The organism is Vibrio sp. 10N.261.51.F11 (assembly GCF_041471665.1).
Lineage (GTDB): Bacteria > Pseudomonadota > Gammaproteobacteria > Enterobacterales > Vibrionaceae > Vibrio > Vibrio crassostreae_C.
In genome coordinates, this window is the sequence record NZ_JBFROW010000017.1 from 154,661 (window position 1) to 172,675 (window position 18,015).

At 44.5% G+C, this 18,015-nt stretch carries 14 protein-coding genes; 9 read left to right on the forward strand and 5 right to left on the reverse strand.

The features are described 5' to 3' along the window. Positions 1–201 precede the first annotated feature (201 nt). Positions 202–1,692: a SulP family inorganic anion transporter gene (locus AB4351_RS06420; protein ID WP_372083116.1), complete on the forward strand. Its 1,491-nt coding sequence runs from the start codon at positions 202–204 to the stop codon at positions 1,690–1,692. A gap of 102 nt (positions 1,693–1,794) precedes the next feature. Here AB4351_RS06420 and AB4351_RS06425 read toward each other — a convergent pair whose 3' ends face one another. Next, positions 1,795–3,417, reverse strand: a complete 1,623-nt coding sequence (locus AB4351_RS06425) for a methyl-accepting chemotaxis protein (RefSeq protein ID WP_372055809.1) — start codon at positions 3,415–3,417, stop codon at positions 1,795–1,797. A gap of 501 nt (positions 3,418–3,918) precedes the next feature. Between AB4351_RS06425 and AB4351_RS06430 the strand changes: the two genes are divergently transcribed. Further along, a complete protein-coding gene (locus tag AB4351_RS06430) occupies positions 3,919–4,116 on the forward strand; it encodes a hypothetical protein (RefSeq protein ID WP_048611631.1) in 198 nt (65 codons plus the stop codon). Between the two features lie 81 nt (positions 4,117–4,197). Next, positions 4,198–5,340, forward strand: a complete 1,143-nt coding sequence (locus tag AB4351_RS06435; protein WP_017065421.1) for an amino acid permease — start codon at positions 4,198–4,200, stop codon at positions 5,338–5,340. A 133-nt stretch (positions 5,341–5,473) separates the two neighbouring features. Here AB4351_RS06435 and AB4351_RS06440 read toward each other — a convergent pair whose 3' ends face one another. The 3 genes from AB4351_RS06440 to AB4351_RS06450 form a co-directional block, all read right to left on the reverse strand. Then, a complete protein-coding gene (locus AB4351_RS06440; RefSeq protein ID WP_017060420.1) occupies positions 5,474–6,835 on the reverse strand; it encodes an L-serine ammonia-lyase in 1,362 nt (453 codons plus the stop codon). A 120-nt stretch (positions 6,836–6,955) separates the two neighbouring features. Beyond that, a complete protein-coding gene (locus AB4351_RS06445) occupies positions 6,956–8,209 on the reverse strand; it encodes an aromatic amino acid transport family protein (protein WP_372125380.1) in 1,254 nt (417 codons plus the stop codon). 309 nt (positions 8,210–8,518) lie between these two features. Next, positions 8,519–9,118: a CoA pyrophosphatase gene (locus tag AB4351_RS06450; protein ID WP_102320451.1), complete on the reverse strand. Its 600-nt coding sequence runs from the start codon at positions 9,116–9,118 to the stop codon at positions 8,519–8,521. A 303-nt stretch (positions 9,119–9,421) separates the two neighbouring features. Here AB4351_RS06450 and AB4351_RS06455 point away from each other — a divergent pair, with 303 nt between their 5' ends. Beyond that, on the forward strand, positions 9,422–9,964 hold the full coding sequence (locus AB4351_RS06455) for a heme NO-binding domain-containing protein (RefSeq protein ID WP_017060423.1): 543 nt from the start codon (positions 9,422–9,424) through the stop codon (positions 9,962–9,964). 1 nt (position 9,965) lies between these two features. After that, positions 9,966–11,684, forward strand: a complete 1,719-nt coding sequence (locus tag AB4351_RS06460; RefSeq protein ID WP_017065652.1) for an ATP-binding protein — start codon at positions 9,966–9,968, stop codon at positions 11,682–11,684. Positions 11,685–11,826: 142 nt separating this feature from the next. Here the strand turns inward: AB4351_RS06460 and pabB are convergent, their stop codons facing one another. Continuing rightward, entirely contained in the window at positions 11,827–13,206 is a 1,380-nt protein-coding gene (gene pabB, locus AB4351_RS06465; protein ID WP_017065426.1) for an aminodeoxychorismate synthase component I, read from the reverse strand. 254 nt (positions 13,207–13,460) lie between these two features. On the opposite strand from pabB, the gene AB4351_RS06470 reads away from it, so the two are divergent. The 4 genes from AB4351_RS06470 to AB4351_RS06485 all read left to right on the forward strand — a co-directional run bounded on the left by AB4351_RS06470 (position 13,461) and on the right by AB4351_RS06485 (position 17,998). Next, positions 13,461–14,978 (forward strand): fumarate hydratase, encoded by a 1,518-nt coding sequence (locus tag AB4351_RS06470; RefSeq protein WP_017068776.1) that lies wholly within the window; start codon positions 13,461–13,463, stop codon positions 14,976–14,978. Positions 14,979–15,142: 164 nt separating this feature from the next. Further along, the gene (locus AB4351_RS06475) at positions 15,143–15,328 is read left to right on the forward strand and encodes a hypothetical protein (protein ID WP_004734731.1); all 186 of its coding nucleotides are present in this window, start codon (positions 15,143–15,145) and stop codon (positions 15,326–15,328) included. 229 nt (positions 15,329–15,557) lie between these two features. Then, a complete protein-coding gene (locus tag AB4351_RS06480) occupies positions 15,558–16,931 on the forward strand; it encodes a YcjX family protein (RefSeq protein ID WP_372125382.1) in 1,374 nt (457 codons plus the stop codon). Positions 16,932–16,945: 14 nt separating this feature from the next. Next, entirely contained in the window at positions 16,946–17,998 is a 1,053-nt protein-coding gene (locus AB4351_RS06485; protein WP_372125384.1) for a YcjF family protein, read from the forward strand. The last annotated feature ends 17 nt before the right edge of the window (positions 17,999–18,015 follow it).

Here is an 18,015-nt window from a genome sequence, read left to right on the forward strand (position 1 = left end):
AGTCATTTTGGACTTGATCACCTTCTTAATTTCCCACTAAAGTACAAGAGGAGTTTAATATCTACGTGTTAATTACGCCGCCTTAACCCCTGCATTCTCTCTACACCCGCACTTTTCGAGCGCTCGCTCATTCAAGAAAAACAGTCGATCAAATTATGTCTCAACAAGGCAGGACTGGCTGTACAAGTAAAAGAGAATTACATGCTTAATTATTTAAAAAAACACTGGTTATCAAACGTTAAAGGAGATTCATTATCTGGGATTGTGGTTGCACTCGCATTGATCCCTGAAGCCATCGCATTTTCAATTATTGCAGGCGTTGACCCTAAAGTAGGGCTCTATGCCTCGTTCTGTATTTGTGTCGTCACTGCTTTGGTTGGCAGTCGTCCGGGAATGATTTCCGGTGCAACAGGCGCTATGGCGCTACTAATGGTCACTTTAGTGAGAGAGCACGGACTAGAATATCTACTCGCCGCTTCATTTCTAGCTGGCGTCATTCAGATCGCAGCTGGTTATCTCAAGCTTGGTAACCTGATGAATTTCGTTTCCAAATCGGTGATTACTGGATTTGTTAACGCGCTCGCCATTCTAATTTTCATGGCCCAACTTCCTGAATTAATCAACGTCCCTTCAAGCGTTTACGTGTTAGTCGCTTTGGGTTTGGCGATCATTTATCTGCTTCCTTATTTCCCCAAGTTTGGTCGCGCAATACCTTCTCCACTGGTCGCGATTGTTACCCTGACAATCATTAGTTTGCTCTTCGGCTTAGATGTGAGAACGATTGGCGATATGGGCAAGCTTCCCGATTCACTGCCTGTGTTCTTGATTCCTAATATTCCATTCACGTTTGAGACGCTTGCAACCATCCTGCCATATTCGATTGCTCTGTCTCTGGTTGGCTTGTTGGAATCCTTGATGACAGCGACCATAGTCGATGACCTGACTGATACTGAAAGCAATAAAAACAATGAGTGTAAAGGGCAGGGCGTTGCGAACATCGTGGCTTCCCTTTTTGGTGGAATGGCGGGCTGCGCAATGATCGGTCAGTCGATCATTAACATCAAATCAGGTGGCTTAACCCGATTGTCCAGCATGATCGCTGGGGTGGTTTTGTTGCTAATGGTGGTGTTTGTTTCTGATTGGTTGAAGCTGATACCGATGGCCGCTTTAGTGTCTGTGATGATCATGGTTTCTATCGGCACATTCTCATGGCGTTCCATTGTTGAGCTTAAAGATCACACACTGCCAACCAATGTAACCATGCTAGCAACCGTGGCGGTGGTGGTGTTTACTCATAATTTAGCAATAGGTGTTGCGGTTGGCGTGGTGCTGTCGGCTCTGTTTTATGCACATGCCAGCAAATCCATGGTGTTTATATCCGATGAAGTCGTGACAAACGAAATGCACACCATTCACCGAGTAAAAGGCCATGTCTTCTTTGCTTCGTCAGATGCGTTTGTCGACTTATTTGATTATGACAACGCGACCTCTTTAGTGACCATCGATATATCGGATGCGTCATTCTTAGATAATACCTCGGTCGAGGCGCTTGATAAGGTTGTGTTCAAGTTCCGTAAAAAAGGGGCTAACGTTGAAGTGTCAGGAATGGATAGCGTGAGTGCGAACCTGATAGTCAAACACGCGATGTATCACAAGCATAAAGACTTAACCGCGGTTTCCATTACGCACTAATCTTGGTTTACGGTTCTTTTAAAGCCTGAAAGCCTGAAAGCCTGAATTAGACGTTGCTATGAAGATAAAGCGCTCATTGTTGAGCGCTTTTTTGTTGGCGATCTATGACTTCTTCTTTGTACTCGACAAAGTAAACTGATTAATCAGTGACTCAAGGTGATCAGACAGCTCTTCTAAGTCATTGCTGATGTTGCGAGTTTCAGCCGCAGATTGCGACGTGTTGTTGGCGTGAGAGGTGATGGTCTCAACCTTTTGTTGAACATCTTGAGTCGCTTGTGTGGTGGATTGTGTTTGCTGCTGAATATTCTGTGCGTGAGCCAAGACTTGTTTCATCTCTTCGACCACACCATTCATTTCAATTGAAAGTGCGTCGATATCGGTTGAGCTTTGATGAGCTTGTTCGCAAACGCGATCGGCAGAAGTTAGCGACTCTTCACTGCCTTGCTGGAATTGATGAATGATTGACTCAATGCTGCCTGTTGCTTCTGCGGTTCGCGATGCAAGGTGGCGAACTTCATCTGCCACTACCGCAAACCCACGACCTTGTTCTCCCGCACGAGCTGCTTCAATCGCTGCATTCAAGGCCAGAAGATTGGTTTGGTCAGCAATGCCACGAATCACACTCAATATTGAAGAGACCTCTCCGGTTTGCTCATTGAGTGTCAGTATTTTGTGTTTCACTTCTTCTATGCTGCTAACGAGGTTTTTTATCTCACTGCTTGCGTCGTGTGCTTGGTTGGCACTCTTACATGCCACATCGGCGGTGTGATTAATAAGCTCTGAAGCCGTTAAAGTCGCTTGTTCTACATTGACTTGCTGTGCCTGTATTCCTTCGACATTATGTTGCACTTCGGCGGTTTCGCTTTGCTGGTCACTGGCGGCTTGCTCGGTAATTTGCGCGACACTAGTCAGTTGGTTGGCAGACGCATTCAGTTTGTGCGAGGTGTTTTGTACCTTTTCTAAGCTGTCGTATACGGTTCCCATGAACGAGTTGATGGAGTTAGCCAGCGTGCCAATCTCATCCTTGCTTTGTTCTGGCAGGCGAGTGGATAGGTTTTTATCGTTGCTGACTTGGGTCATAAAGCGAGAAGTCTGTTGCAGCGGGCGCACGATAATCTTACGAATTAATCCCATCGTAAGGACAAATCCGGCAAACGAGATCACTGCCATAATGCCAATAGCAGCCATGGTTTGAGTGTTAATCAGCGAGTTAACATGGTTAAGGTTATATTCGAGACGAATCGCACCCAAGACTTCACCTTCTGGTGCCATATGACAGGCGACACAATTGGTTCCTCGGTAATCTTCACTCGACTTCATTGGCAGAGCAATAACCAAGCCTTTGCCCCAATCAGCAGAAAAAGGTTCGATAACGGTTTCGCCCGCTAGCGCTCGTTTATCAATATCGTCAACCGGTGTTTGGTTGTCATTACCTGGGCCATATAACTTGCTGACAGCGTCGGCGCGTAAAACACGAACGTCTTCAATGCCTTCTTGAGCCAGTGCTTTCTGACGAAGGGTCTCTTTTTGTGCCATGGTGCCGGTGAGCATCATCATATTGAGGCTATCGAAGTAGTTACTTGCTTTGTCGTGAAGCTGCTCACTTAACACTGAGTTTACAAGTTGCTTTTGTTGCGAATATTGGAAATAGGTCGATATTGCCAGCAAAAAGGTGAACACGATGGCGAGGGCCACTAGGATTTTAAAGGTGATTGTTGAGCGCATAAGGTGTTTGTTTTTATTAATTATAATGACGCAAATACTGTACTAGTAAGAATTCCTACCACCTATGGGGTATAACGAATTGTGTGACCACACTCCGGTTGTGGTTATGTTTCTGTGATGTAACAAGTTTGTGCGGAATCTGGTGTTGAAATGGAACGCGCTTCAAGCTCCTCGCTGTTCTTAAAACAGACTGTTGTTTTGGGAAAATTGAAGTGCAGCATCGAGTTTTGATTGTGCTGATAATTAGAAAAGCCTAGGTTGTTAATTAGCTCGATGTATTTGTCCGCTTGTCTTTTATCAATAAAGACTATTGTTTTAGACGACTTAGTGGTTAATTTATATCCAAATGGCTGTTTTGTTCAATTTAATAGCAAAAATTGTGGTTATAGCGTTGTGTTTCGAGGCTCATTCGATAAGATGAAAAGACCTCTATGATAGAGGTAGGGCAGCAACGGATACGCTGCTTCAAATACTATGGAATGTGACTTATTGGACACATACATGAAATTCAAGATTACATCACCGATTATTGAACCTACGGAAGGTTCACCACATCAGTTAATGCTTACTCACGCTTCTCGTTTTACCTCTTTTAAGACAAGCTCCCCTTTGAACGCCCTGTTCGACAACGTCTCTGCACGCTTCTTTACCGCTTATCGCTCCTATTGTTATTCGTTTTATAACTTTATTTCTATCTGAACTCCTTTGTCATCCGCTCGATGAACGAAGACTCACATCTATAAAAACTAAACAAATAAGTTAAAAACAATGAATATTAAAATGATGGGTAGCTCCCTAATTATCGCTGGTACCGCTCTCGGTGCTGGTATGCTTGCGATCCCAATGGTATTAGCTCAATTCGGATTGCTTTACGGCACACTGCTTATGGTACTGATCTGCTTCGGTACGACTTACGCAGCATTACTACTTCTAGAAGCGACCATCAAAGCGGGTGGCGGTCTAGGATTAAACTCTATTGCCCGAAAAACCTTGGGTAAACAAGGTCAGTTGCTTACCAACGGCTTGCTATACGCGTTGTTGATTTGCCTATTAATGGCTTACATTCTGGGCGCAGGTGACTTGCTGAGTAAGTTACTGTCTAACTTTGGCGTCGAAATTACCGCGACTACCAGCCAAACCGTGTTTACCTTGCTTGCTGGCGCAGTAGTCGCAAGTGGTACTGGTGTGATTGATAAGCTCAATCGAGCATTGTTCTTCGTGATGCTTGCTAGTTTGTTTGCAACCATGGCCTTCTTAGCGCCGAGCATGACTCAAGAAAACTTGATGCAGGTAACCAGCCATGACCACGTTGACCTAATCAAAACCAGTGCCATCCTGTTTACGAGCTTTGGCTTTATGGTGGTGATTCCAACCTTGGTTTCTTACAACCACGAAGCGACAGATAAACAGCTGCGTAACATGGTGATCATCGGTTCTCTGATCCCATTAGTGTGTTACTTGTGTTGGTTGTTTGCGGTAGTGGGCAACTTGAGTGAAGATCAATTCAGAAGCTTTGAGAACGTATCAGATTTGATGGCGGCGTTTGAGGCTCAGTCTCCTTGGGTGGGTAACGTTCTGTCTACCTTCACGGGCTTGGCGTTGTTGACCTCTTTCTTTGGTGTGGCGATGGCGTTGTTCAACCAGAACAAAGACATGTTCAACCAAAATACAGCGGTAACGTACTGCATTAGCTTTATCTTGCCGTTGGCTGGTTCATTGCTTGCGGCAGACAAGTTCCTACAAGTACTGAATTACGCAGGTATCATCTTGGTGTTCCTAGCGGTGTTTGTTCCTCTGGTTATGGTCCACAAACAGCGTTTCATGAAAGTTGCTGATGACCGATACCGAGCAGAAGGTGGCAGCGCAATGATGTTGTTCTCACTGCTGTTTGGTTGCTTCCTGCTTATCTCACAAGTGATCTAGTTCTTTGGTCCATTATCTAAGATGCGAATCGAGCATCTTAGATATAAGTGGCCGGAATTCAGATACAAAAAAGGAACGCATCGGCGTTCCTTTTTATTATCTGCTGATTAAAAACAGATTGATTCAAAGGCTATCAACAAACAACCTTAACAGCCAAACCACCTTGAGAAGTCTCACGGTATTTAGCGTTCATGTCTTTACCTGTTTCTAGCATTGTTTCGATAACTTTATCTAGAGAAACAGTAGGAGCAGAAGAACGACGAAGTGCCATACGAGTCGAGTTGATTGCTTTAACTGCAGCAATACCGTTACGCTCGATACATGGTACTTGTACTTGGCCAGCAACTGGGTCACATGTTAGACCTAGGTTGTGCTCCATGCCGATTTCTGCAGCCATACATACTTGCTCAGGGCTACCACCCATAAGCTCAGCAAGACCAGCAGCAGCCATAGAGCATGCCACACCAACTTCACCCTGACAGCCAACTTCAGCACCAGAGATTGAAGCGTTACGCTTGTAAAGACCACCGATCGCGCCAGAAGCTGCGAAGTAACGGATGTAATCTTTCTCTGTCACTGTTTGGATGAACTTATCGTAGTAAGCCAATACAGCAGGGATGATGCCACATGCGCCGTTTGTTGGTGCCGTAACTACACGGCCGCCAGCTGCATTTTCTTCGTTTACTGCGAAAGCAAACATGTTTACCCAGTCAACAACCGACATTGGATCATTGGTTGTTTTTTCTGAAGTCATTAGCTGTTGGCGAAGTGCTGCTGCACGGCGAGGAACACGTAGTGGACCAGGCAGGATACCTTCAGTATTCATACCGCGATCCATACACTCACGCATAGTTTTCCAGATGTTAGCGAAGTAAGTGCGAGACTCTTCGTCTGAGTGGAACGCTGCTTGATTTTTCATAACCAGTGTACTGATAGAAAGACCGCTTTCTTTGCACTGATTAACCAGCTCTTCAGCTGTTGTGAATTCGTAAGGTGCTTTGATTGGGTTTTCTTCTTCTTTGCCAAAGTTCTCTTCGTCAACGATGAAACCGCCACCAATTGAGTAGTACGTTTTTGAGTATGCAACTTCGTCACCAACCCATGCATGAATGCTCATGCCGTTCTCGTGTAGAGAAAGGTTGCTAGTGTGGAAGTTCATACCGCCATCGCGTGGGAACGATACTGTATGACAGTGCATGCCAACAGGAAGGCGCTCAGTTTCTTCTACGCGAGCAATGAAGCCAGCAATAGAATCGATATCAACACGCTCAGGAGTATTGCCAGCAAGACCCATGATGATTGCGATATCTGTGTGGTGACCTTTCCCTGTCAGTGATAGCGATCCATATACGTCCACGGTGATTTTAGTGATGTCGCGCAATTTTCCCATTGAACGTAGGTCATCAATAAATTCTTTACCCGCTTTCATTGGCCCAACTGTGTGTGAGCTCGATGGACCAACACCGATTTTATAGATATCAAATACACTAATCATAGCGATTACCTCAAAAAGAGAGCCTCTCAAGGGGAGTAGGGAGGCTCATTTATTATCATTATATTTTTTGTCTAATCTCGTGATATAAGATGGATGCCATCTTATAAAAAGGGCTTGAGATTAAAGAGCGCCGTAGATTACAGAGCTAATAGCCGCTAGACCACATAAAGCTGTAAAGATTTGTACAGGTGCTGAAGTTTTGTACTTAGCCATTGCTGGTACTTTCTGCATCGCGAACACAGGCATTAGGAACAGGATAGCTGCAATCATTGGAGCACCCATTGTTTCAATCATACCTAGGATACTTGGGTTAACTACCGCAACAATCCAAGTTGTAACAACGATGAACCCTAGAGATGCTTTTTCGATAGTGCTTACTGAAGAACCAGAGCGAGACTTGATTAGACCAACAAGACCTTCGTGAGCACCTAGGAAGTGACCGAAGTAGCTAGAAGTAATCGCTGCGAATGCTACAAGAGGACCCATGTAAGAGATAAGTGGAGACTCGTGAACGTTAGCTAGGTAAGAAAGAACAGAGATGTTCTGTGCTTGCGCTGTTGCTAGTTGCTCTGGAGATAGAGAAAGCACTACAGAGAATACGAAGAACATTACAAAACCCATCAGCATCATTGCTGCGCCACCAGTGATCGCGTCAGTTTTCTTAACTGCGTCATCACCGTATACACGACGTTGCTCTTTAGAGAACTGTGAAATGATTGGGCTGTGGTTGAAAGAGAACACGATGATTGGAATAGCAAGCCAGATAATAGAAGGCATTGTTGACCATTCTGGGCTTACGTCCATCATTGAAGTGTTCCAATCAGGAACTAGGTAAAAAGATAGCGCTAGTAGGATGAATACTAGTGGGTAAACCATTGCTGAAGTTGCTTTAAGCATCAGCTCTTTACCGAATACAACACCTGCTGTCATAGCAAGGATAAGTGCACCAGAAAGAAGAGGACGAGGAATAGATTCCATACCCATTTGGTTTACTAGGAAAGAATCAACTGTGTTTGTGATACCAACACCGTAGATAAGAACGATCGGGTAGATAGCGAAGAAGTAAGCAAAAGTAATAATGTTTGCGCCAGTCTTACCGAAGTGCTCTTCAACTGTGTCTGTAATATCAGCTTCAGGGTTTTTAGCAGACAGTACGAAACGAGCTAGAGATTTGTGTGCGAACCAAGTCATTGGTGCCGCAATTAGAGCTAGGATAACTAATGGCCAAAAACCACCCGCACCAGCTTTGATTGGAAGGAATAGTACGCCAGCACCAACTGCTGTACCGAATAGTGATAAACACCAGGTAAAATCTTTATAGTTAAACTTGCTTGAATCTTTAACGGCATTTGCCGAAGAAGTTGTTGTGTTCATGTTAAATTACTCATTTTTTGGGAACAGGAAATAAGTCGGGGATAATTCTGCAGAATTTTCTTCTGCAAAAAATAGATCTAAATCATGTAATGAAACGGCGTGTCACATGATATGCGAAAAACGAATTTTTGATCACGAAAATAGCGTGCTACATGTGATTTATGTTTATGTCTGGTATTAGTTTTATTTATGCGAAAGGCGGGGTTGTATAGATTTATACCAGGGAAACGTTTGCGTAAAATTGCATTAATAAATCTGTTCCATAGAAAGTCTGGATTTTGTTAACAGAGATTAAACAAAACGTAGTTGCTATGTGATTCGTTGCAGTACGTGTTGCTGCAGCGATTGGATAATTTGCGCCGTAACGCCCCAAATTAGGTGCTCTTGGAAGGGCATAGCAAAAACCCGATGCTTGATTTGTTTAAAGTTAACAGTGTGGCTGTGTAACTTGGCTTGGTCTAAAACATAGGTAGCGGGTACCTCAAAAATTGAGGCAACTTCGTTCTCATCAATGATGGCTTCATAGTCAGGATCGACCATGGCAATAATCGGCGTCACAGAAAATTTACTAATAGTACTCAATGCTGGTAATTGCCCAATAATTTTAACTTGATCCGATCGAATTCCCACCTCCTCATGGAGCTCTCTGAGTGCAGTGAATTGCATAGAAGGGTCAGAAAGTTCGTGTTTACCACCAGGAAAGCTGACTTGGCCGGGGTGATGCTTTAAATGAGCCGCTCTTTTAGTAAAAATGACATGTAAACCATCTTCTCTTTCAACTAAACCTACCACCACTGCCGCTTTACGTAATTGCTCGCCACTGATGTGCGAAACACGCTCTACTGACTCAGGATGATAGCCAACGGTAGGGTTAAGTTGGAATTGCTGAAGGAAGTTTTCTTTATTCATATCAAGCCAATATATTGATTATTATGATTTTAAGTATAGACATAACCGTGGGTTGATTACCAATATCGAGTTTTTCTTCATTCAATTTCCCTCTTTTAGCTATTAATTGGGCGTCATGAGGGGCTGTTTACCGATGAATCTCCTCAAAATGACGATTTTTGCTATATTCAATATGTGCATACAGGCGAGTAAGCGTTACCCATGTCATAAAATTGGGTGACGAAACGTAGATTTTTTGTTTAAGAATTTGATAACAATAACTTAGTGGACCATTCTAAAAAGAAATAGAAGAAAAGGTATGAGATGAAAGGAATCATATTCACCGAATTTTTAGAGCTTGTTGAAGACAAGTTTGGGCTAGAGCTTTTGGAAGAAGTTCTAGAAATGTCAGAAGATGAAGGAATCTATACGTCGGTCGGCAGTTACGACCACAAAGACCTTGTCAGGTTGATTATCAACTTGAGTAAGAAAACCGATATTGATGCGGCAAGCTTGCAACGCGTGTTTGGGCAGTCTGTATTTAAGAACTTACTGGCCTCATTACCGAATAAAGCGAGCCTTGCTCACAGCAATACCACCTTTCAATTTATTCAGCACGTAGAGCGTTACATTCATGTTGAAGTGAAGAAGCTCTATCCGGATGCTGAGCCACCTGAATTCAGTTTTATCACCACGACCGAAGCACAACTTGTTTTTGACTACAAAAGCGCAAGGTGTATGTCTCATGTTTGCTTAGGGCTTATTGAAGGATGTGCTGAATACCACGGTGAATCTATCGCGGTGGAGATGACGCCACAAAATGATGACCAAAGCGTGGTTAGGTTTAATCTCAAAGTAGAAAAGTAATATGGATCTGGCATCTGCCCTAGAGAAGAAGCTTAAGCGTCAAATCGCGGCAAGAAAAGCGGCTGAAGGATTGTTGGAACAGAAGAGCCTCGAACTGTTCGAGGCTAACCAACAACTTGAGCTTGCTTTGCGTCAGTTAGAAAAGCGCTCCAACGCGAATATACGCCGCATTGAATTCCAAGAACAAATCGACAACCTGTTGATTGATTTTGGGCGCGCGTTTCTAAGAAATGATCTCGATGATGTCATGCTATCTGAACTAACGACCAACGTGACTAACAGCTACTTAATCGAAGCCAGTCGTTTGATTCTACCTCCCAAGCTCATCCCTCAGTTACAGACCTATGATTATGGCGATGAGACTGTCGAGGTGTTAGAGCAAGACATTCAAGAACCTCATTGGCAAGACAACCTACTGACCGTGCCCTTAGAGGTTGAAAAAGTCATAGTTGGTGCGTTAATCGTCAGAGTCAGGTTGTTAGACCAAGACTACGAGTTTATCCAAAGCCAACTGTTGTTGGTCACGGACCTTATCTGCAGTGCCTTAACCCATCAACTAGCAATCAACCGAAATATTGAATCACGTAAACGAGCGGAAGAGTCCGAAAGGGCAACGCGTGACTTTGTGGCCATGATTAATCATGAGTTAAGAACTCCACTTAATGGCTTACTAGGCAGTGCCGAGTTGATCAGTGATACGGAACTGAATAGCTCTCAGCGTGAGATAGTGAACAACCTGAGCCAATCTGGAGAGTTTCTCCGAACCATCATTAATGATCTATTGGATTACAGCAAAATCAATGCAGGGATGTTGGAGCTTATTCCAAAGAAATTTGCCCTACGTGATTTGAGAAACACGATTGAAAGCATCTTCGTCAATCGAGCAATTGAGAAGCAGCTCGAATTCAATATCAGTGTTACGTCAAACGTTCCCTCCCATTTCCAAGGCGATTTAGAGCGCATCACACAACTGTTTGTGAACTTAATAGGTAATGCGATTAAATTTACAGAAGAAGGGCATGTGAATGTTGATATTGAGTGGGACAAAAACCAATTTGTTTTCTCTGTAGAAGATACCGGAGTCGGAATTGCTGAATCAGCACATAAGACGCTATTTGAACCTTTTACACAGGCAGATAACTCAAGTAGCCGAAACTATGAGGGCACCGGGCTTGGCTTAGCGATTTGTCGCAAACTGGTGGCTCTGATGAATGGCGATATTGGGGTGACCAGTGTTGTTGGCTCAGGCACGACCTTTACCATCTCGATTCCTCTTCAAGTTGTCGATGTTCCGGCAGAGAGTGATAGTGTCGCCAAGGGCTTTGAGTCTGAAGCGGAATTGTCACTACTTAAAGTGCTGGTGGTTGATGATATTAAGATGAACCAGATCATCATCCAGCAAATGCTTCGTAAACATGAGATTGAACCTGCTATCGCAAGCAATGGTGTCGAAGGGTTTGAACTCGCGTCAGACAATGAATACGATATTGTATTCATGGATTGCAGAATGCCTGTTATGGACGGGTTTGAAGCAACAGAGAAGCTAAGAGAGAAGGGTTACGTTAAATCTATTGTGGCTCTGACCGCCGGAACGACACTTGAAGAACGCGAACGTTGTATTCAGTGTGGGATGGATGACATTTTGAGTAAACCTTACACCGCCAACGATCTGAAAGAGATGCTTAAGAAGTGGGGTGTCTCTGCGGTGAAGGTCGCTTAAACACGCGAATAAAGCGTTGTGAGTTATGTACTCTAACTTACAGACTAAAAAACCGAAGTGATCTTACGATCCTTCGGTTTCTTTTTATATCGAACTTTTGCTAGCCGTTAAGCTACGGAACTCGCAGTTAATGACACTAGGTTTAGCAATCTTCAAGTACCGGTAGAATTCGACTCAGCTTATCCAGTGTTTCTTGGTATTCAGAAGCACAATCACTATCAAATACCACACCACCGCCAGCCCAAGCATAAAGCGTGTTGTTCTCGGCGACTAATGTACGAATGGTAATACTGGTATCCATTCTGCCATTTCGGCTGATGTAGCCAATACTGCCGCAGTACGCTGAACGTCGATGCGGTTCTAACTCTTCAATGATCTGCATCGCGCGAACTTTTGGTGCGCCAGTAATCGATCCTCCAGGGAAACAGGCTCTCAGAAGGTCAGTTGCAGAGTATTGGTCATCAAGGTCCGCTCGTATCGTGCTCACTAAGTGGTGCACGGCAGGGAAGCTTTCAATATCGAAGAGCTTTGGTACATGCACTGTGCCCGGTTTTGCTACTCGGCCAATGTCATTACGAAGTAGGTCGACGATCATCAAGTTTTCCGCCTGATCTTTATCGGCGCTTGCTAGGTCTTGCGCGTTGGCATTATCAATCATCGGGTCCTCAGAACGAGGTCGTGTGCCTTTGATTGGCTTGGTTTCAATGACGTTGTCTTTGAGTTCTAAGAAACGCTCTGGCGAAACACTGATGATTGCGCAGTCGGCCAAACGGATAAAACCCGAAAAGGGCGCTGAGTTGTACTGTTCTAACTTGTCATAAGCCAGCCATTCACTACCTTGGTATTGGGCATTGAAGCGCTGAGCTAAGTTAATCTGATAGCAGTCCCCGGATAACAGGTACTCTTGAACACTATCGAACTTAGTGGCGTAGCTCTCTTCGCTCATATTGGATTGCCACGGTGTGGTTAACCCAAAGGGCGCATGTGATAGGTGTGATTGAGCCATCTGCTGCATTAGCCAATCATGATGTTCATCGATATTGCTACCGACAATACACGCCGTTTTCAATTGGTGGTCAACGATAACAGCCCATTCATACAAGCCAACTGCCATGTCAGGTGCTTCAATATCACGCTTTGCGAGTGATGGAAGTGTCTCGACTCTGCGCCCTAAATCATAGCTAAAATAGCCTAAAGCGCCGCCAACGAATGGCAACTGAGTGTGCTCTTTAGTCGCAGGCAATAATTGTTGCTGATATTGGTCGAGTAGTTCGAAAGGATCAGAGTCTGAAACCTCGCACGTCTCATTAACATTAACGGTCGTTTCTGCACCGATTGTCTCGAAGGTGGCGATGGGTTGAGCAACTAAAATATCGTATCGACTATCAACGTGGCTTTCTGAAGCGGAGCGTAATAGCATTGCCCACGGCAGGTTTTCAATATGGGAAAACAGCTGTTTAGCTAAAGTTGATTGATATTCAAGCGGCTTGATTTGGATAGAGCGAAATTCGTTGTTATTCATTTGTTTAATTTGTGACAAAGAGTTCGATCACTGCATGGCGTGTGAGAGGAAGCAAGAGTATCATAAATTGAAAATAAAATGGGTTCTTGATTAGAACGGAGTAATCCAAGTGGTTTAGTTTAAAGCTATGCAAGCGATTGCTAAAGCAACTAAATACAGCTCAACACAATAAAAAGCTAAACCACCTAATTCGATTTGGCACATATAGTCAAACTGTGAACCCACATGGAACCAGAACAATAAAGAGGCATGCAATGACGGTTATTCGTAAGCAAGATGTGATCAGCAGTGTCGCTGACGCACTTCAGTACATTTCTTATTATCACCCTTTAGACTTTGTCCAAGCCCTAGAAAAAGCGTACGAGAAAGAAGAGAGCCAAGCAGCTAAAGATGCGATCGCTCAGATTCTTATCAACTCGCGCATGTCTGCGGAAGGCCATCGTCCAATTTGTCAGGATACGGGTATTGTTACTTGTTTCGTGAACATCGGTATGGATGTTAGGTGGGAAACGGATCAAACAGTACAACAGATGGTTGATGAAGGCGTTCGTCAAGCTTACAACAACCCAGATAACCCATTGCGTGCATCTGTCCTAATGGACCCTGCAGGTAAGCGTATTAATACCAAAGACAACACACCAGCGGTTGTCCACATTAATATGGTTCCAGGCAACAAAGTTGAAATTCAAATCGCGGCTAAGGGCGGCGGTTCTGAGAACAAAACCAAGATGGTTATGCTGAACCCTTCTGATGATATTGCAGAATGGGTAGAGAAGACGCTGCCAACAATGGGTGCAGGCTGGTGTCCACCGGGTATGCTAGGTATAGGCATCGGCGGTACGGCTGAGAAAGCAGCTGTGCTAGCGAAAGAATCTTTGATGGAACACATCGATATCCAAGAGCTTATCGAGAAAGGTCCTGAGAACGCAGAAGAAGAGCTTCGTTTAGACATCTTCAACCGTGTAAACAAGCTAGGTATTGGTGCACAAGGTCTTGGCGGTCTAACGACTGTGGTTGACGTAAAAATCAAAACAGCACCAACACACGCAGCATCTAAGCCAGTTTGCTTAATCCCGAACTGTGCAGCAACGCGTCACGTTCACTTCACACTAGATGGCAGCGGCCCAGCAGAGCTAACGCCACCTAAGTTAGAAGAGTGGCCAGACATCACTTGGGAAGCGGGCGCAAATACACGTCGTGTTAACCTTGATGAAGTGACTAAAGAAGACGTACAAGAGTGGAAGACCGGCGAAACGGTTCTTCTGTCAGGTAAGATCTTAACCGGTCGTGATGCTGCTCATAAACGTATTCAAGGCATGCTAGAAAGCGGCGAAGGCTTACCAGCCGGCGTTGATTTCAAAGGCAAGTTCATTTACTACGTGGGTCCTGTTGATGCTGTAGGTGATGAAGCGGTAGGTCCTGCGGGCCCAACAACTTCAACACGTATGGATAAGTTCACTGACATGATGCTGAACGAAACTGGCATTATGGGCATGATCGGTAAAGCGGAACGTGGCCCTGCAACGGTTGAATCAATCAAAGAGCACAAAGCGGTTTACCTAATGGCGGTTGGTGGTGCAGCTTATTTAGTCGCAAAAGCAATTAAAAAAGCACGCGTTGTTGCGTTTGAAGATCTCGGTATGGAAGCGATTTACGAGTTTGAAGTTGAAGATATGCCTGTAACGGTAGCGGTTGACTCTAACGGCGTGAACGCACACCAGATCGGCCCTGACACGTGGAAAGTGAAGATTGCTGAAGCTGAGAAAGCGTAATTAATCGATGCCAAAAAATCGTAATTGTCGCTAACTTCAGCGTTTGAATTGCAATTTTTGACAGAAAGTTAAAGACAAAAGTGCAGCATTATCTGCACTTTTGTCTTATTATCAATGATATAGTGATAAACACATAGTTTGATATAAGAACATAGGAGAGAGGAATGCCTCGTTTTATTCAGATCCTACAGATTATCTTGGCAGTGGTGATTGGTGCTTTTGTTGGCTACGACCTGATCTTGAAAGGGATCAGTATCTTTGATAATAAATACGTGACGATTACATGTGCGCTTTGGCTAATTGCAGAGATTGCACTGTTTGTTATCTACAAGTTGATTGAAGACGATTAGACGTCGGATATCGTGCAAAAATTCTAAAGCCCCTGATTATGAATGTAGTCAGGGGCTTTTATTCATCTAGCATTAAGAATGTGTATTGCATACTCATCAACATCAACATCAACATCAACATCAACATCAACATAAGCAAAAGCATACAAACTATCCCAATTGGGAAAGAACATAGGCTTGCCTTTCTATTATCATAACCAGCTAGCCTAACTATCACGGAGTCGTTCAAATGAAACACCTAACTCAAGAAATGAGTGACTTTATAAGCAGAGGAACGGATTCTCATATTCGAGTAGCGGTCACGGGGCTCTCTCGTGCGGGTAAGACAGCATTCATTACTTCGTTGGTTAACCAGCTTCTTCATACCTCTACTCACAAAAATTTACCGCTTCTTTCATCAGCGAGAGATGGAAGGATTATTGGCGCAAAGCGCATCCCGCAACACAACATGATGATTCCACGCTTCTCTTACGATGAAGCGATGGAGTCGTTGAATGCACAGCCACCAGAATGGCCAGTGCCAACGCGTGATGTCAGTGAGATTCGTCTAGCAATCAAATATAAGCCTGCGAAGGGCGCGAAAAAGCTGCTGAGTAAAAACAGCACCCTTTACCTCGATATTGTCGATTATCCAGGTGAATGGCTGCTTGATTTGCCGTTACTGGACATGGACTTCGATACCTGGAGCCAATCTCAGTTTGCCGCATTGAAAGGTGACAGAGAAACCTACTCGCAACATTGGAACGCCATGCGTGGTGATATCGATTTGCTAGCAGAAGCAGACGAAAAAAAACTGGTCGCGATTGCCGATAGTTACACCAAGTACCTTCATACTTGTAAAAGTAACGGACTGCATTGGGTACAACCGGGTCGATTCGTATTACCGGGTGAGCTTGAAGGCGCGCCTGTGTTGCAATTCTTCCCGTGTCTCGCACCTGAGGGTAAGTTCTCAAAAACAAGTAACTATGCGGTACTTAAAGCGCGTTATGAAGAGTATCAACAGAAGGTCGTCAAAGCGTTCTACAAGAATCACTTCGCGACGTTCGACAGACAAATCGTGCTAGTGGATTGCTTACAGCCACTTAATGCGGGCTATGACTCTTTCATGGACATGCGTGGCGCGTTAGAACAGTTACTTAAGAGCTTTAAGTACGGTCGAAGCAATATCTTAAGACGTTTATTCGCGCCGAAGATCGACAAGATCTTGTTTGCAGCCACAAAAGCTGACCACGTGACACCGGATCAACATCCGAACTTGGTGTCACTGTTACAACAGATGGTGCATCCAGCTTGGCAGCAGGCGGCGTTTGAACACATCGACATGAGTTGTATGAGTATCGCGTCTATTCAAGCGACCAGCGCGGGTTATATCTCGTCGGGTTCAGACAATGTTCCGGCGTTGCAAGGTGTGACTTTGGATAATGTCCCTCAAACCATGTATCCGGGAGAGGTGCCGCGTAAGTTGCCTAATAAACAGTATTGGGAAACCAACCAGTTTGATTTCACGAGCTTTAGACCGATGGAGCAACATTCCGATGAGCCTTGCCAACATCTAAGAGTCGACAAGGTTTTAGAGTATCTCATTGGCGACAAGTTGAAGTAATTGAGGCAATCAAAATGAGTGAATTAAAAACAAAGCAGGTCTTTAATGAACCGTTGAAGACCTCTTTTGATGAGCAAGACAAGAGTGACGTTGGCCCGGATTTAGGCGCTCAACAACTGTTCACAGAGCAAGAGAAATTTGTCTCTGTCGCACCGCAAGTGAAAGCTGATCTTGATGGTGAAGCTGAGCAGCAATTGGAACAAGTGATTCGACCGAGCAAAAAGAAGAAGTGGTTTGGAACGGGTTTATTGGTCGCTTTCTCTGGCCTAGTTGGATGGCAGGCAATTGATTCGGTCATTACCGCGATTCAATCGGCTGACTGGCTGGCGTTAGGTTGGGCAGGCTTCATTGCTGCCATTGCTTCATTGGGTTTAGGCGCAATAGGCAAAGAGCTGTGGAAACTGCGTTCACTTAAAGATCACTTTAGTGTGCAAGAGCAGAGTGAAGAGCTACTCCAAAGTCAAAGTGTCGGCAAGGGCAAAGCGTTCTGTGAAAACATCGCCAAGCAAGGCGGCATTATCGCTGAGTCTCCTTCGTACGATAAGTGGCGAAACAGCATTAACCCTGCACACAGTGATGCAGAAGTGTTGGATATGTACGATGCGTTAGTCGTGAGTCAACAAGACAAAGTAGCGACTCAAATCGTCACTAAGTTTTCGACCGAATCGGCGGCTTTGGTCGCGGTGAGTCCATTGGCGGCGGCTGATATGTTGTTGGTGGCTTGGCGAAATTTCACCATGATAGACAAGCTTGCTGATGTGTATGGCATTGAGCTTGGCTACTGGTCTCGCATTAAGCTATTTAAACTGGTGTTAATCAACATGGCCGCTGCAGGAGCAAGTGAGCTCGCGATTGATGCAAGTATGGATCTCGTCTCGATGGATCTTGCAGGCAAAGTCTCAGCTCGAGCAGGGCAGGGGCTAGGTGTCGGTATCCTTACTGCAAGACTGGGCTTAAAAGCCATGACATTGCTGCGTCCTATGCCTTGGCATAACGAACGAAAAGTAAAACTGGCAGACCTCCGCAAAGCCGTCCTTTCTGAAATAAAGCGTATCACTCTTAAATAAAGCATTTGAAGCTCAAT

Bases quoted from the DNA above. Each gene is read 5' to 3' on its own strand.
- AB4351_RS06460 (WP_017065652.1), top strand. From the start codon at position 9,966: ATGGATCTGGCATCTGCCCTAGAGAAGAAGCTTAAGCGTCAAATCGCG.
- AB4351_RS06475 (WP_004734731.1), top strand. From the start codon at position 15,143: ATGCCTCGTTTTATTCAGATCCTACAGATTATCTTGGCAGTGGTGATT.
- pabB (WP_017065426.1), bottom strand. From the start codon at position 13,206: ATGAATAACAACGAATTTCGCTCTATCCAAATCAAGCCGCTTGAATAT.
- AB4351_RS06430 (WP_048611631.1), top strand. From the start codon at position 3,919: ATGAAATTCAAGATTACATCACCGATTATTGAACCTACGGAAGGTTCA.
- AB4351_RS06470 (WP_017068776.1), top strand. From the start codon at position 13,461: ATGACGGTTATTCGTAAGCAAGATGTGATCAGCAGTGTCGCTGACGCA.
- AB4351_RS06445 (WP_372125380.1), bottom strand. From the start codon at position 8,209: ATGAACACAACAACTTCTTCGGCAAATGCCGTTAAAGATTCAAGCAAG.
- AB4351_RS06440 (WP_017060420.1), bottom strand. From the start codon at position 6,835: ATGATTAGTGTATTTGATATCTATAAAATCGGTGTTGGTCCATCGAGC.
- AB4351_RS06450 (WP_102320451.1), bottom strand. From the start codon at position 9,118: ATGAATAAAGAAAACTTCCTTCAGCAATTCCAACTTAACCCTACCGTT.
- AB4351_RS06455 (WP_017060423.1), top strand. From the start codon at position 9,422: ATGAAAGGAATCATATTCACCGAATTTTTAGAGCTTGTTGAAGACAAG.
- AB4351_RS06480 (WP_372125382.1), top strand. From the start codon at position 15,558: ATGAAACACCTAACTCAAGAAATGAGTGACTTTATAAGCAGAGGAACG.
- AB4351_RS06425 (WP_372055809.1), bottom strand. From the start codon at position 3,417: ATGCGCTCAACAATCACCTTTAAAATCCTAGTGGCCCTCGCCATCGTG.
- AB4351_RS06485 (WP_372125384.1), top strand. From the start codon at position 16,946: ATGAGTGAATTAAAAACAAAGCAGGTCTTTAATGAACCGTTGAAGACC.
- AB4351_RS06435 (WP_017065421.1), top strand. From the start codon at position 4,198: ATGATGGGTAGCTCCCTAATTATCGCTGGTACCGCTCTCGGTGCTGGT.
- AB4351_RS06420 (WP_372083116.1), top strand. From the start codon at position 202: ATGCTTAATTATTTAAAAAAACACTGGTTATCAAACGTTAAAGGAGAT.